Source organism: Blautia sp. OM07-19 (assembly GCF_003481595.1).
GTDB classification, from domain to species: domain Bacteria; phylum Bacillota; class Clostridia; order Lachnospirales; family Lachnospiraceae; genus Blautia_A; species Blautia_A intestinihominis.
Genome location: NZ_QULA01000052.1, coordinates 1 through 14,682, shown reverse-complemented (window position 1 = coordinate 14,682; position 14,682 = coordinate 1). Strand labels below are relative to the sequence as shown.

The following is a 14,682-nucleotide window of genomic DNA, read 5'->3' as shown; positions in this document are numbered from 1 at the left end:
GAAACACTAAAAAATCCTTGATTTTCAAGGAAAAAAGACTTGACTATATAGGGAGGAAACTAAGATGACAACAGAACGTGTAGAAAATATGGCAGGCGGCCAGGGACATGCACTGATCAAGCGCCTTCTGGACGAAAAACAGTTAAATGGCAAATGCAGACTATATGCAGAGGTGACTCTGGAGCCGGGATGTTCTCTTGGATACCATGAGCATCACAATGAGAGTGAGACCTATTATATCCTTTCCGGAAAGGGAATCTACAGCGACAATGGAACACTCCGCATGGTAAGTGCCGGAGATGTGACCTTTACACCGGACGGCCAGGGACATGGCCTTACAAACAGCGGCGATGAAGATCTTGTTTTCATGGCACTGATCATTCTGGACTAAGGAAGAGGGAGGCTGTCAAATGGCGGCTGAGTTAAATACAACGAAATTTGAGGAATTTATATCGGACTATCCGATCTATGAATACCGTCTTCTGGACGCGAAGGCTTTGTCAGTGGCAGAACGGGTGCGGATCGTCTGTCAGCAGGAATGCGAACGTTACGGAACGACCTGGGCCTGTCCACCAGCGGTTGGAACCCTTAAGGAATGTGAGGACAGAATCCACAGTTATGACCGTGCTGTCTTTTTTTCCAGCGTAGCAGAAGTTTCTGACATTATGAATATGGAGGAAATGCTTTCTACCAGAGATGCACATGAAGAACTTACGACCGCTGTGGCAGAATATCTTAAAGGTGAGGGATTTGATACCTTTACCCTTTCGACAGAATCCTGTGATATCTGTAAGGAATGCGCTTATCTTAAGGGCGAGCCATGCAGACATCCGGAGAGGATGCACCCCTGTCTTGAAAGCCACGGTGTTGTAGTCAGTGAGATCGTAGAGCGTGAGGTAATGGAATATAATCTTGGCGGAAATACGATCCTGTGGTTTTCTATGGTACTGTTCCGTGAACCAAAATAAAACTTCATAAAAAGTCTAAATAAAAATCTCCGGCATATATTTAAAAGAAAAGCCGGAGATTTTTTTCTATGAAAAAGAAAGAGCAATGGAGGGAAAACCTGGTGGAGGCACTGGAGATCCCACGGGATCTGGCTTTAAAAGAATCGGTTTTTACGGTTACCGGCAAGAGCCAGATACAGATAGGAAATTACAGAAGTATCCTTCGTTATGAGCCGCAGGAACTGATCATCCTGACATTTTCCGGCAAACTGGTGGTCCATGGGAAAGGCTTGAAAATCCTGTGGTATACACCGGAAGAGATGCAGATAGAGGGGATTCTGTCAGAAATAATCCTGGAACGATAGAGGTGTTTATGGAAAAGCTGATCTGCTTTTGGAAGGGTTGCATAAAGATTCAGGTCCGGGGAGAACAGACGGAGCGTTTTCTGAACCTCTGCCGGGGAAGAAAAATCTGCATCCGAAATCTTTGCTGTCATCCTGATGGAGCTCTGACAGGGATTCTCGCTGTGAAAGATTTTTTTCTTCTTGGTCCGCTCTGTCGGAAGACAGGTGTCAGGATACATATTGTTGAAAAACATGGACTGCCCTTCTTTTTTTATCGAAGTAAAAAAAGAAAGGCATTTTTTCTTGGGATTTTGCTGTGCATTGGACTTCTTATATTTTTATCAGGACATATCTGGAATATTCGGATCGAGGGTAACAGACAATGCAGTACAGGCGAGATCCTGGAGTTTCTGGACGATCAGGGTATTACACATGGGATTTCAAGAAAGAAGATAAACTGTAGTGAGATTGCCGCGGCAGTCCGGGAAAAATATCCGGAAATCACCTGGGTTTCTGCAAAACTGGAGGGAACCAGGCTGACCCTTGAAGTGCAGGAGGGGATTTTTACAGGAGATGATATGCCAAAGGAGCAGACTGCCAGCAACCTGGCAGCAGAGAAGGACGGAACAATCGTAAAAATGGTCACCCGTGCAGGAGTCCCGCTGCTTCATCCGGGCGATACCTGCAAAAAAGGGGATATTCTGGTCTCTGGTGTGCTGGAACTGAAGAATGACAGTCAGGAAGTTTATCAATATCAATATGTAAAAGCAGATGCGGATGTCTATATCCAGTACAAACTGGCGTATTATCACGAAGTTCCGATGGAGTATCAGGAAGAAGTTTTTGCAGGAACAGAAAAAAAGGGCGGCTGTGTCCGGCTGGGAAACTGGATCTTTACTTTCGGGGGAAAGAAAGAAAACGGATGGCAACAATCTGTTGAATATCATCCCTGGCAGGTAACAGAGAACTTTTTTCTTCCTGCATCTTATGGGAAAATCGTCAGAAAAGAATATCGTAAAACCGCAAAAAAACGCACAGAAAAAGAGGCAAAGATCGTATCATGGGAGATTTTACAGGCTTATGAGAAAAAATTAATGGAAAAAGGGCTTCAAATATCTGCAAATAATGTTAAAATAGAGGTTGACCATAAGACCTGCATCAGCAAAGGGTCTTTGGAAATCATAGAAAAAACCGGAAGGGAGGTTCCCGTAGAAATACAGGAGCAGCCCGAAGAAAGGACAACAGAGAATGACTAACAGCATTATTGAGTTACACACTCAGGTCCCCGCAGATCTGGAGGGAAATGTGTTCGGCCAGTTTGACGAGCATCTCAAGCTGATCGAGCGCACCCTGAATGTAACACTGATATCCAGAGACGGCAGTTTAAAGATCCTGGGTACAGACGGAAGCGCAACTCAGGCGAAGAAGCTGATAGAAGAACTGGTAACACTTGCAGGCAAGGGAAATACCATTACCCGGCAGAATGTGACCTATGCACTGTCACTTGCCATGGAAGAGCGAAATCAGGTACTTACAGAGATAGATAAGGATTTTATCTGCAACACGATACAGGGACGCCCCATCAAGCCCAAGACTCTTGGACAGAAGGAATATGTAGAGCAGATCCGCAAAAAAATGATCGTATTCGGCATCGGACCGGCAGGAACCGGTAAGACTTATCTGGCAATGGCGATGGCGGTGACTGCATTCCGCAATGAGGAAGTCAGCCGTATCATCCTTACCAGACCGGCGATTGAGGCCGGAGAGAAACTTGGTTTTCTCCCGGGAGACCTTCAGAGCAAGGTAGACCCGTATCTCCGCCCGCTTTATGATGCTCTGTATCAGATCATGGGAGCAGACAGCTTTGCCAAGAATATGGAGCGCGGGCTGATCGAGGTTGCCCCGCTTGCTTATATGCGAGGACGTACCCTTGATAATGCGTTTATCATTCTGGATGAGGCACAGAATACGACACCGGCGCAGATGAAGATGTTCCTGACACGTATCGGCTTTGGCTCCAAGGTAGTTGTGACCGGTGACGCTTCCCAGAAGGACCTTCCGAGAGACGCGGTATCCGGACTTGATGTCGCTGCCAAAGTCCTTAAGAAGATTGATGATATCGGATTCTGCCAGCTTACCAGCAAGGATGTCGTGCGTCATCCACTGGTACAGCAGATCGTACAGGCTTACGATGACTATGAGAAGAAACAGAAGCCGGCAAGACGCACCACACGCCGCAGTGAGGAGAAGAAGAAATGACCATTCAGATCGAGTATGAAACCGAACGCAAATTAGAGATCCCTTATGAGAAACTCGCCGAGAAAGTAGCATCCCATATCCTGGAACTGGAGGAATGCCCGTATGAGATCAGCGTAAACCTGGTCATCACAGACAACGAAGAGATCCGCAAGGTAAATGCGGAATTTCGTCTGATCGATGCACCGACAGACGTGCTTTCTTTCCCGATGATCCCGTTTGAGAAACCGGCAGACTATTCTGTGATCGATGAGAAGGACGAATATTTTGACCTGGATACCGATGAACTACTTCTTGGAGATGTGATGATCTCCGTAGACAGAGTTTATTCCCAGGCACAGGAATACGGTCACAGCATTGAGCGCGAGTTCAGCTTCCTGTTTGCACACAGCATGCTTCATCTTCTCGGATACGACCATATGACTCCGGAAGAAGCTGCTGTCATGGAGAAAAAGCAGGCCAAAGCCCTCGATGATCTTGGAATCACCAGATAAACAATAAATGCTCTGCCGGGAAACGGCAATAAAATATACTTGGAGAGACATAACGATGAATTACCGTGAGATGTTAAAAGACAAAAAGCGTATTGTGGTAAAGGTAGGTTCTTCCTCTCTGATCCACAAAGAAACCAATAAACTGAACCTGCGTAAACTGGAAGTGCTGGTACGTGAATTGAGCGACCTTCACAATCAGGGCAAGGATGTGGTACTGGTAACTTCCGGTGCTGTTGCGGTAGGTGCTTCCGCTCTCGGACTTCATGAGAAACCGGCTGAACTTAAGAAGAAGCAGGCATGTTCCGCAGTAGGACAGGCAAAGCTTATGATGATCTATCAGAAACTTTTTGCGGAGTACAATCAGGTTGCGGCACAGATCCTGATGACCAAGAATACTATGGTCAACAATCTGAACCGTCACAATGCCAGAAATACATTTGAGGAACTTCTGAATGTCGGGGCAATTCCGGTCGTAAACGAAAATGACTCCATTTCCAGCTATGAGCTTGAGAAACTGGAATCTTTTGGTGATAATGATACCCTGTCAGCCGTCATCGCCGGACTGATCGGAGCCGATCTTCTGATCCTGCTTTCCGATATCGACGGACTGTTTACAGATGATCCGAATGCCAATCCGGATGCAGAGTTCATCCATACGGTTGAGAAACTGGATGAGAAACTCTTAAGCATGGGCAAGGGTCCAAAGAGCAAAGTCGGAACCGGCGGAATGGCAACGAAACTTACTGCTGCCGAGATTGCTACATCTGCGGGCGCAGACATGATCATTGCAAACGGAGCAGATTTCCATATCATTCACAAGATCATGGAAGGACGTAATTATGGAACCTTGTTTGTCGGTGATAAGAAAGAAGAATTTTTCCTGATCGATTATATTGAGAAATTACTTTAAATAAAGGAGATACTTACCATGGGAATGGATAACGTAAAGATCGACCGTATCAACGCACTGGCACACAAAGCCAAGAGCGTAGGTCTTACAGAAGAAGAAAAAGCAGAGCAGGCAGAACTGCGTAAGGAATATCTCGCAGCAGTCCGCGGAAACTTAAGAGCACAGTTAAATAATATCAGCATCAAAGAAGCCGATGGTTCTGTTACAAATTTAGGTGATAAATATGGAAGAAAAAAAACTCATTAGAAAACAGATCTTCAAATTAAGAAAAGAATGTACAGACAGCCAGGTAGAGGCATGGAGCCGTCAGATCGCACAGAAGGTAGCAGAGCTTCCGGAATTTCAGTCAGCACAGAAGATTCTTGCCTATGCAGATTATAACCACGAAGTCATGACAGGTTTCATTATCGAAGAAGCATGGAAGCAGGGCAAGGAAGTCGCAGTTCCGAAAGTTGTCGGACAGGATATGGTATTCTATAAACTGACGGATTTCTCACAGCTTGAAAAGGGATATTTCGGGATCCCTGAGCCGGCGCGTGGCGAGATCGTTCAGTGGGAAGATGCCATGATGGTCATGCCGGGAGTGGCTTTTGACCCGCAGAATCACAGGGTTGGTTACGGCGGCGGCTTTTATGACCGCTTCCTTGAGAAACACCTGCAGATCAAGAGAGTGGCAGTTGCTTTTGATTTCCAGATCTTACCTTCTGTTCCGACAGAACCGACAGATATCTCGCCGGAGATTATCGTTACAGAAAATAAAATCTACCAACTCACAAAATAACAGACCTGTTTCCAGAAGGAGATTTTGACAATGAATGAAATGTTATTGCAGCTTGGAAAAAATGCCAAGGATGCCGAGACAGAGCTTCGAAATATAACAACAAACAAGAAAAACGAGGTTCTTGAGGCTGTGGCAGATCATCTTGTAGAATGTACAGAACAGTTACTCAGTGCCAATGCGATCGATGTAGAACACGGAAAGGCAAACCACATGCCGGAAGGTCTGGTGGACCGTCTGCTCCTTACCAGAGAGAGAATCGAAGGAATGGCAGAGGGACTTCGTCAGCTTGTGTCTCTCGAAGATCCGATCGGTGAAGTGACCGGAATGAAAAAACGTCCGAACGGACTTCTGATCGGTCAGAAAAGAGTTCCGCTTGGTGTTGTCGGGATCATCTATGAGGCACGCCCGAACGTTACCGCTGATGCATTTGGACTTTGTTTCAAGACTGGCAACGTTGTGATCCTCAAGGGTGGCAGTGATGCACTTCATTCAAACGAGGCGATCGTAAACTGCATCAGAGAGACTTTAGGAGCCCACGGCGTAACAGAAAATGCCATTCAGCTGATCGCAGATACTTCCAGAGAGACTGCGGCTGAGTTCATGAAGATGAACGAATATGTGGATGTCCTGATTCCAAGAGGCGGAAAGGGCCTTATTAAAGCCGTTGTGAACCAGAGCACAATCCCTGTGATCGAGACTGGTACCGGAAACTGCCACATTTATGTGGATGAGAGCGCAGATCTTGATATGGCAGTCAATATCATCCTCAATGCCAAGACACAGAGGGTCGGTGTCTGCAATGCATGCGAGTCTCTGCTTGTCCATGAAAATGTCAAAGAAAAACTTCTTCCGGTCCTTGCAAAGCGTCTTCAGGAGAAACATGTGGAGATGCGTGCAGACAAAGAAGCACAGACACTGATGCCGGGCGCAGTCGCAGCTACAGAAGAAGACTGGGGAACGGAATATCTGGATTACATTCTTTCTATCAAGGTAGTACATAATGTAGATGAGGCGATCGCACATATCAATAAGTACAATACCGGTCATTCAGAGGCGATTATCACAGAGAATTACAGCAATGCACAGAAATTCCTGGATGAAGTGGATGCAGCCGCTGTATATGTAAATGCTTCCACCAGATTCACGGATGGATTTGAGTTTGGATATGGTGCTGAGATCGGAATCAGTACTCAGAAGCTTCACGCAAGAGGACCGATGGGACTCCTTGCTTTGACAACAACCAAATATATTATCTATGGAAATGGCCAGATTCGACCATAAAAGTAAAAAAAGGTCGAACGATAATGACCAGAAATATGCATCGTTGATTTGACATTTTGGATATGCGTGTGTATAATGAAAGACAGTTTATTGATGCAAACTTTGTTTGAAGAACAGCAAATTAACGATGTTATATATTTCGTGCAGCCGGAAAGTGATTTTATGGGAATTTCGACTGTGAAATGAAGACACATGGGAGGATTTAAGTTGAGACGTAAACAATTATATGCAATGATCCTGGCAGGTGCACTTGCTACCGGTGGTGTGCCGGTTACTGCAATGGCAGCAGATGCTGCACCTGAAACAGCAGGTGAGGAAACGGGAGATTTCGGATCTTCCGAAGATACAGATAATTCTGCAGCCGAAGAACAGCCGACAGAAGCACCGGCAGAACCGACAGAGGCACCGACAGAGCCGGAACAGCCGACCGAGGCACCAGCCGAAGAACCAGCAGAGGAGCCGACAGAAGCACCAGCAGAACAGCCGGCGGAAGAAACTACAGAAACTGAGACGGTAGCAGAAGAGAATACAGCTACTGGAATTGCTATTATTAATAAGGATGCCGCTGGTAATGATGTACCAGACTATCAGCCATCTCTTCAGGCAGCAATTGATAAAGTAGAAACTGCAACAGCAGATTCAGAAGCTACGGTAATCGAGGTTTCCGATCAGCTTGCATTATTATCTACAGTTACAATAGAGAATAAGAAAGTCTGCATCCGTGCAGCGGGAGATGTTTCTATCGGAAGGGCAGATGATTCTTTTAAAGGAGATATGTTCCAGGTATCTGGAGAAAATGCTTCCCTGCAGTTTGAAGTAAAAGATGATGGCAAACTGACAGTCAGTGGTGCATTTACGGATACAAGCATTACAGCAGATGGTTCCATTGTTAAAGTGACCGATGGAAGTTTTGGACTTTTTTCAAATGTAATTCTTACCGGAAATAACAGCAGTGCAAAGGGCGCAGCAATTGACTGCACAAACGGACAGATTGCTCTTGCAGGTGGTACGATCACCGGAAATACCGGCGCAAATGGTGCTGTATACAGTGACTCCGATATTCTTGTACAGGGCACTGTTATAGTAAAAGATAATAAGATCGCGGATGTACAGGCAAACGTATATCTGGATAAGGAAGCAAAATTTATGATTACAGGTGAGCTTACAGATTCAGAGATTTCCTTTACTCATGCTAATGCAGCAGATGGCTGGCAGGTGCTTGGTGCGGCAGACAAGGTAGAATCAAGTGTTTTTGAGAGTGCTGTGACACAGTTTGGCTATGATACAGATGAGTATACTCTGAATGCAGCTGATACAACAACAAAAACAGTCACATTGAAAAAGAAGGCAGATACACCGGATCCAGATCCGGAACCGACAAAGGATTTCCTTAGCTATAAAAGTGGTACACTGAAATGGACGAGTCATACAGCAGTTTCTGTTGAACTGTCTAATACCAAGGATTGTAAGTGGTATTATACTTATGTAGATTCAGGAACAAGCGAAGCCAAAATCAAAAAGATGTATGATGCAAAACATACTACAACATCAGTTAAGGCAAATAAAGGATTTACAGTTACAGCAACAAATGTTCCGGAAAAGAATAACAAATGGCTGGTTGTTTTTGCGACATCTACTGATGGAACGACTGAAATGAAATATTTCAAACTTGACGAGGACAGCTTCAATAAAAAACGTCCGCCTAAGGAAGAGTCTTTCCTGACTTATAAAAGAGGTACTTTGAAATGGACAAATCATACTACCGTTTCTTTGGATTTTTCTACAACTCAGGATTGCAAATGGTATTATTTCTTTGTAGATGCAGATACCAGTGTAGAGACAATCCAGAACATGTATGATTCAAGCCGGGCTACAAATGCAGTAAAAGCAAATACAGCATTCACTGTCAAAGCAGAGAATGTTCCGGAGGCAGACAGTTGGCTGGTTGTTTGTGCAAAGCCTACAACTGGTAAAGCTAAGATGAGTATTTTTAAATTAAATACTCCTAGCTTTAAGACGAAACGTCCGCCTGCATCAAACAATAATACTCGTAAAGCACGTACCTATTCTGTCTCTGAACTTGCTTCCAAGAGCAAGATCACCGGTCTGGAGAATCCGCTGAAATTTACTCCGGGTACATTTTATGAGTTTTCAGTAACCGGAGCCGGTCAGAATGATGAGCCGCCGTATGTTTCCGGCGATGAAAGATGGATTCCGATGTACTGGAGTATGAAGGAAAATCCGACGGAAACTTCAGACAAGAATACTACTTTCCGAATTGGTTCTCCGAAAGGTATCAAAGATGCTAAGACTTACAACATCTATGTATTCTTCAAGAAACAGATTTACAACGGATCAGAATGGCAGGATACAGATGTAATTGAATCCGTCAAAACCCAGTTCAGCTCACAGGAACTTACAGATGCAGACCTTACCATAACCCCAACCGGAGATGGAGATGGAACAGGCGGCGGAAGCGGAAGTGGAAGCGCAACTGACGCAGAGCTGACTGCAACAGAAGCAGCAACAGAGAAAGCAAATGGTTCCAGCTCCAAGTCCGCAGTTTCTACTATGGATGAATCTCCAATCGGAACTATGGCAACACTGGCAGTACTCTCACTGCTGGCAGCCGGATATATCCTGATCCGCAAACGCAAAAAAGACATTTAATAAATCTCAAAACAAAAGATTTTACAGAGGCAGGTTCTTTTGACCTGCCTCTTTTCATATATTAATACAGGGCAGATACATGATTTTGGATAAAAAATCTGTAATAAAAGAAATATGGAGGGAAAAGATTATGCCAGATACACGATCCTGTACATATGAAGATCTTTATTATGAAATGTGGGAGATTTCCCAGAGATACAGCCAGATCGCACAGTTTCGCGTCATTGGGAAAAGTCATGATGAGAGAATGATTCCGATGGTAGAACTGGGAAAAGGGACAAATTGTATTTTCTGTCTTTCCGGGCTTACCGGACTGGACAGGCAGACACCGATGTTTCTGATCCGGATGATGCAGGAATATGTCAAAGCCTGGGAAAGTGGATGGAAGATGGAAGAAATCTATGAAGTCGGAGAAGTTCTACAAAACTGGCGTCTATGCTTCATACCGCTGCTCAATCCCGATGGTTATGAAATCTATACAGGAGATTTCCAGGCGATTCGTAATCCGATCTATCGGCAGATGCTTCGCATGCAGGAAATACCGAGTCAGGAGTATACCGGGAACAGCAGAGGCGTTGATCTCAGAAAGAACTTTCCTACACAATATTATCAGCGTAAACAGGTTATGCAGCAGCCTGCAAGTGAAAATGAGACGAAAGCATTGATCCGGATCTTTCAGGAATATCCAAGCTGTGGACTTTTATCATTTGACCATTTTCGAAATCGTATTTTGTATTTTAAACAGTCGAAATCTTTTGCAGCAAACCAGAAAAGTTATCGTCTGGCGAGACATCTCCAGAAATGCAGCAGTTACTACATGGAGAATTCCGAAAATGGCCAGGGGGATTTTTCTGTTGCAGGCCGTCCGGGAACCGGTTCGCCGGAACAGTTTTATGCAGAAATCTGCCATAAGCCGTCATTTCGGATCGAAACCCTGGAAGCAGAAGGAAAGACCAGAGAAGAGCAGCTGCAAAGCGAATATCGAAAGATCCATACCCTTCCGCTTGAGTATTTGTTTTCACTGTAGATATTCCGCTTGCACATATCAGAAATTTTTTGTACAATATATAATTGTTAGCATTTTGACCATGAAAGAATATTTTATCAGATCTGACTGATCATCGAGATATTACGAATCTATGGATAAGGAGTTATTGGAAATGACAAAAGAATCACAGAAAACAAATACCATGACTGCGGAAGAAACTGCACGTCAGAATTCTTTTATTGAACTGGCAAAGACACTTACTGCACAGAAATCAAATACACTTGGCCGCCCTCTGACTTACTGCCTGACAACATTTGGATGTCAGATGAATGAGAAACAATCCGAAGTTGTTGCAGGAATCATGGATGAGATCGGCTATCACAGACAGGATAACGAGGAAGCAGATGTCGTGATCTACAATACCTGTACTGTCCGTGAAAATGCAAACCTCAAGGTTTATGGAAGACTTGGACATCTTCACAGCCTCAAGGACAAGAATCCGGATATGAAGATCATCCTGTTCGGCTGTATGATGCAGGAGCCGCATGTTGTTGAGAAGATCAAGAAGACATACCCATTCGTAAACCTTGTTTTTGGAACCCACAATATTTTTAAATTTGCCGAGCTGTTTTATGATATGCAGCAGTCTGAACAGCAGATTGTTGATATCTGGGAAGGAACAGATCAGATTGTGGAGGATCTGCCGACAGAGAGAAACTATACTTTCAAATCCGGTGTCAACATCATGTTTGGCTGCAATAACTTCTGTAGCTACTGTATCGTGCCGTATGTTCGCGGCCGTGAGCGCAGCCGTGAACCGGAGGCAATCGTCAAGGAAGTAAAACGTCTGACAGCGGACGGCGTTTCCGAAGTCATGCTTCTTGGACAGAATGTAAACTCTTATGGCAAGACACTGGAGAATCCGGTTACTTTTGCACAGCTTCTGGAAATGCTGGAAGATATCGAGGGACTCAAAAGAATCCGTTTCATGACTTCCCATCCGAAGGATCTTTCCGATGAACTGATCGCGACGATGGCAAAGAGCAAAAAGATCTGTCATCATCTCCATCTTCCGCTTCAGTCCGGCAGCAGCCGTATTCTGAAGGTGATGAACCGCCGCTATGACAAAGAGAAGTATCTGGATCTGGTAGACCGTATCCGCACAGCAATCCCGGATATTTCCCTGACAACAGATATTATTGTTGGTTTCCCTGGTGAGACAGAGGAGGATTTCCAGGAGACACTGGATGTTGTTGCCAAATGTGGCTATGATACAGCATTTACTTTCCTGTATTCCAAACGAAGTGATACACCGGCTGCTGCTATGGAAAATCAGGTTCCGCAGGATGTGGCAAAAGAAAGATTCAACCGTCTTCTTGCCCTGGTACAGCAGGAAGGCCGCAGACGTTCCTCCAGATTTGAGGGAAGCGTGCAGGAAGTTCTCGTAGAGGAAGAAAGCAAAGAGAAGGGAATTTTTACCGGAAGAACGGAATATAATCTGCTGGTACATTTCCCGGGAAATGAATCCCTCCTTGGCAAATATGTCAGAGTCCATCTGGATGAATGCAGAGGCTTCTACTATCTGGGAACACTGGAAGAAAACGAATGAAGATTTATCTTGCCCCGTTAGAGGGAATCACGAATTACGTATATCGTAAGGCTCTTTTTGAATGCTTTGATGGATTTGACAAATATTTTATCCCGTTCATCCGTGCCAAGCAGAATCTCAACTTAAGCGGAAGGGAAAAGAAAGACCTGCTGCCGGAGAATAATGAGGGAATGTATGCAGTTCCTCAGATCCTTACGAAGAAGGCAGAGGATTTTATCCGAACAGTGGAACTTCTCAGTGAATACGGCTACCAGGAAGTCAACTTAAATCTTGGCTGTCCGTCCAAAACTGTCGTGACCAAGGGCTGCGGCGCCGGATTTCTTGACCGACCTGAGGAACTGGAACGTTTTCTGGATGAGATCTTTGCGAAGTGCAATATTCAGATCTCCGTCAAAACACGGTTGGGAATGGAAGATGCATCGGGATTTCCTGAATTGATGAAACTGTATAATAAATTCCCGATGAAAGAACTCATTATCCATCCGCGTGTGCAGAAGGATTTTTACAAAAATACTCCAAATCTGGAAATGTTTGCAGAAGCTTTTGCGATGAGTACAAATCCGGTCTGCTATAATGGTGATATTTTCTGCGTGGAGGATCATCAGAGAATCTGTGAGAGATTTCCGGAACTTGATGCAGTCATGAGCGGCAGAGGTACGCTTACGAATCCTGCCCTTGCAAGAGAGATAAGGGGTGGACAGGCTCTTACCAAAGCGGAACTTCGGAAGTTCCATGATCTGGTGTATCATACATATCGCGCAGAAGTTTCCGGCGACCGCAACGTTCTTTTTAAGATGAAAGAACTCTGGTTTTATATGGGACCGCTGTTTGCAAACAATAAAAAATATCTCAAAAAAATCAAAAAAAGTGAAAAATGCATCGTATATGAGAGCGCGGTTGCAGAATTATTTTCAAATGAAGAGCTGATTCTTTAAAGAAGAGACTTTTACTGAACAGACAACATACAGTAGAAGTCTTTTTTTGTCTGTTCAGGTTTTCCAAGGGCTTGAATCGTGATAATTTTACAATAATTTAAGCGAAGATTGATAGTTTACGGACAATAGAAGTGTTATGATGACTTTCGAAGTAAGAATAATAATCGAAAGAGGAGCGAGAATAGATGTTATATCAGCGGCCTTTGTTATAGCTGATAAAACAGATGTCAGAAGAAGCCGGGTGCGTCAGAAAGAAAAATCAGCATTTGATATCCATGACCGCGTAAATTATGCAGTTACAGATTCGAAACTTAAGATAGATGAAGAAAAATCTGTGATCGCACTAAACCTTCAGATTGATGAAAATATTTGTTCTATGTACGATTATTTTGAAATCTTTCTTGGAAGAATGATGTTCTGCAGGAAGTCTGCTGAAATTCTTGGGACAACTTTTAAGCTGACAGTAAATGGAAGAAAAGTTTTGTAAAAATTTTCTGTCTGAATCGTTCTTCCGTAAAGAAAAAGGCGGCTGACATGAAACAGCTCATGTCGGTCGCCTTTTCTTCGTAAAATATTGGGCTCTTAATAATAAGTTTCTTCCTGGACAAGATTCTCCTCAAACAAGCCGGAGGAATCATCCGAAGAATCGGAACCACCGGTGTCATAATCGGTCTGGACATCACCGGAACTGCTGTCATCATGAGAAGAGTCGGATCCGTCATCGGTCGGATAAGTGATCTGATCGGAAGTATTGTAATCACCGGAGTTATCGTCTTCGTTGATGTAATCATCCGAAGAAGTGTTATCATCATGGGAAACATCAGAACTTCCATCATCATTCTGGGTGGTATCTGCATCAGAGGAGGATGTGTCAGAACTTCCAGAATCATCAGAGGTATCGTAGTCATAATTGCTGTCCTCGGAATAGATCGTAAATCCGGCATCCTCCGCTTCGGACTGCTTCTCGGCTTCTGCCTCGGCAGCTGTCTCGGGTGCTTCCTTAAAGGTGCTGGTGGCACGTGCCCGGAGAATACTGGCATCCTTGGGGACAACAGCATAGACCATAACCATCGCACAGCAGAAACATGCAGTCATGATTCCAATTTTTATCTCGTCTTTGTATTTCATAGTTATTCCTTCTTTGTACCTGTTTTTACAGTAAGTATACCATGGATCGGACAAAAATTGTAATAAAAATTATTCCAGTTTTTTTGATGAATTTGCATATATAAAGTTATTTTATTAAAAAAATTGACAGCATATTGCCTGAAAGCGTATAATAAAGCTAATCATTTTTGATGATCTGGGGGGATTTACAGTGCTGACGGGAAATTTGCAGATCAAAAAACTAAGCCATTATTTTCTTATCACAATACTGTGGTGTTTGTGTGTGGGAGTTCTGGCTTTTTTTAGGACAATAAGCGGGAATCCTCGGCAATTCAATTACCGAGATGAAAGCGTAGGATT

At 44.1% G+C, this 14,682-nt stretch carries 16 protein-coding genes; 15 read left to right on the top strand and 1 reads right to left on the bottom strand.

Going from position 1 to position 14,682, the window contains the following annotated elements; translation table 11 throughout:
- Window positions 1-64: 64 nt before the first annotated feature.
- The 15 genes from DXC01_RS18935 to DXC01_RS18865 all read left to right on the top strand — a co-directional run bounded on the left by DXC01_RS18935 (window position 65) and on the right by DXC01_RS18865 (window position 13,702).
- Window positions 65-391 carry a cupin domain-containing protein gene (locus DXC01_RS18935; protein WP_022215046.1) on the top strand — a complete coding sequence of 109 codons (327 nt, stop codon included), beginning with the start codon at window positions 65-67 and terminating at the stop codon, window positions 389-391.
- 19 nt (window positions 392-410) lie between these two features.
- On the top strand, window positions 411-968 hold the full coding sequence (locus DXC01_RS18930; protein ID WP_118699617.1) for a DUF2284 domain-containing protein: 558 nt from the start codon (window positions 411-413) through the stop codon (window positions 966-968).
- Window positions 969-1,036: 68 nt separating this feature from the next.
- Complete coding sequence (locus DXC01_RS18925; protein ID WP_118699616.1) at window positions 1,037-1,312, top strand: YabP/YqfC family sporulation protein; 276 nt, start codon at window positions 1,037-1,039, stop codon at window positions 1,310-1,312.
- Window positions 1,313-1,320: 8 nt separating this feature from the next.
- Window positions 1,321-2,547: a sporulation protein YqfD gene (locus tag DXC01_RS18920; protein WP_118699615.1), complete on the top strand. Its 1,227-nt coding sequence runs from the start codon at window positions 1,321-1,323 to the stop codon at window positions 2,545-2,547.
- The gene (locus DXC01_RS18915) at window positions 2,540-3,550 is read left to right on the top strand and encodes a PhoH family protein (RefSeq protein ID WP_022215050.1); all 1,011 of its coding nucleotides are present in this window, start codon (window positions 2,540-2,542) and stop codon (window positions 3,548-3,550) included. Before DXC01_RS18920 ends, DXC01_RS18915 begins: the two co-directional genes overlap by 8 nt.
- A complete protein-coding gene (ybeY, locus tag DXC01_RS18910) occupies window positions 3,547-4,041 on the top strand; it encodes an rRNA maturation RNase YbeY (protein WP_022215051.1) in 495 nt (164 codons plus the stop codon). Before DXC01_RS18915 ends, ybeY begins: the two co-directional genes overlap by 4 nt.
- Window positions 4,042-4,096: 55 nt before the next feature.
- On the top strand, window positions 4,097-4,951 hold the full coding sequence (proB, locus tag DXC01_RS18905; protein WP_022215052.1) for a glutamate 5-kinase: 855 nt from the start codon (window positions 4,097-4,099) through the stop codon (window positions 4,949-4,951).
- Between the two features lie 24 nt (window positions 4,952-4,975).
- A complete protein-coding gene (locus DXC01_RS18900; RefSeq protein ID WP_118252829.1) occupies window positions 4,976-5,197 on the top strand; it encodes a DUF896 domain-containing protein in 222 nt (73 codons plus the stop codon).
- Complete coding sequence (locus tag DXC01_RS18895) at window positions 5,175-5,732, top strand: 5-formyltetrahydrofolate cyclo-ligase (RefSeq protein WP_022215054.1); 558 nt, start codon at window positions 5,175-5,177, stop codon at window positions 5,730-5,732. The genes DXC01_RS18900 and DXC01_RS18895 overlap by 23 nt, the downstream gene beginning before the upstream one ends.
- Before the next feature lie 30 nt (window positions 5,733-5,762).
- The gene (locus DXC01_RS18890) at window positions 5,763-7,013 is read left to right on the top strand and encodes a glutamate-5-semialdehyde dehydrogenase (protein ID WP_022215055.1); all 1,251 of its coding nucleotides are present in this window, start codon (window positions 5,763-5,765) and stop codon (window positions 7,011-7,013) included.
- Window positions 7,014-7,220: 207 nt separating this feature from the next.
- A complete protein-coding gene (locus DXC01_RS18885; protein WP_147399646.1) occupies window positions 7,221-9,683 on the top strand; it encodes a hypothetical protein in 2,463 nt (820 codons plus the stop codon).
- 130 nt (window positions 9,684-9,813) lie between these two features.
- Window positions 9,814-10,710 (top strand): M14 family zinc carboxypeptidase, encoded by an 897-nt coding sequence (locus tag DXC01_RS18880; RefSeq protein WP_118699613.1) that lies wholly within the window; start codon window positions 9,814-9,816, stop codon window positions 10,708-10,710.
- Between the two features lie 133 nt (window positions 10,711-10,843).
- Entirely contained in the window at window positions 10,844-12,280 is a 1,437-nt protein-coding gene (miaB, locus tag DXC01_RS18875) for a tRNA (N6-isopentenyl adenosine(37)-C2)-methylthiotransferase MiaB (RefSeq protein WP_118699612.1), read from the top strand.
- Window positions 12,277-13,215: a tRNA dihydrouridine synthase gene (locus tag DXC01_RS18870; protein WP_022215059.1), complete on the top strand. Its 939-nt coding sequence runs from the start codon at window positions 12,277-12,279 to the stop codon at window positions 13,213-13,215. Before miaB ends, DXC01_RS18870 begins: the two co-directional genes overlap by 4 nt.
- Window positions 13,216-13,456: 241 nt before the next feature.
- Window positions 13,457-13,702, top strand: a complete 246-nt coding sequence (locus DXC01_RS18865) for a hypothetical protein (RefSeq protein WP_330427716.1) — start codon at window positions 13,457-13,459, stop codon at window positions 13,700-13,702.
- Between the two features lie 95 nt (window positions 13,703-13,797).
- Here DXC01_RS18865 and DXC01_RS18860 read toward each other — a convergent pair whose 3' ends face one another.
- Window positions 13,798-14,343, bottom strand: coding sequence for a hypothetical protein (locus DXC01_RS18860; protein ID WP_118699611.1), 546 nt, complete (start codon window positions 14,341-14,343; stop codon window positions 13,798-13,800).
- Window positions 14,344-14,682 lie beyond the last annotated feature (339 nt).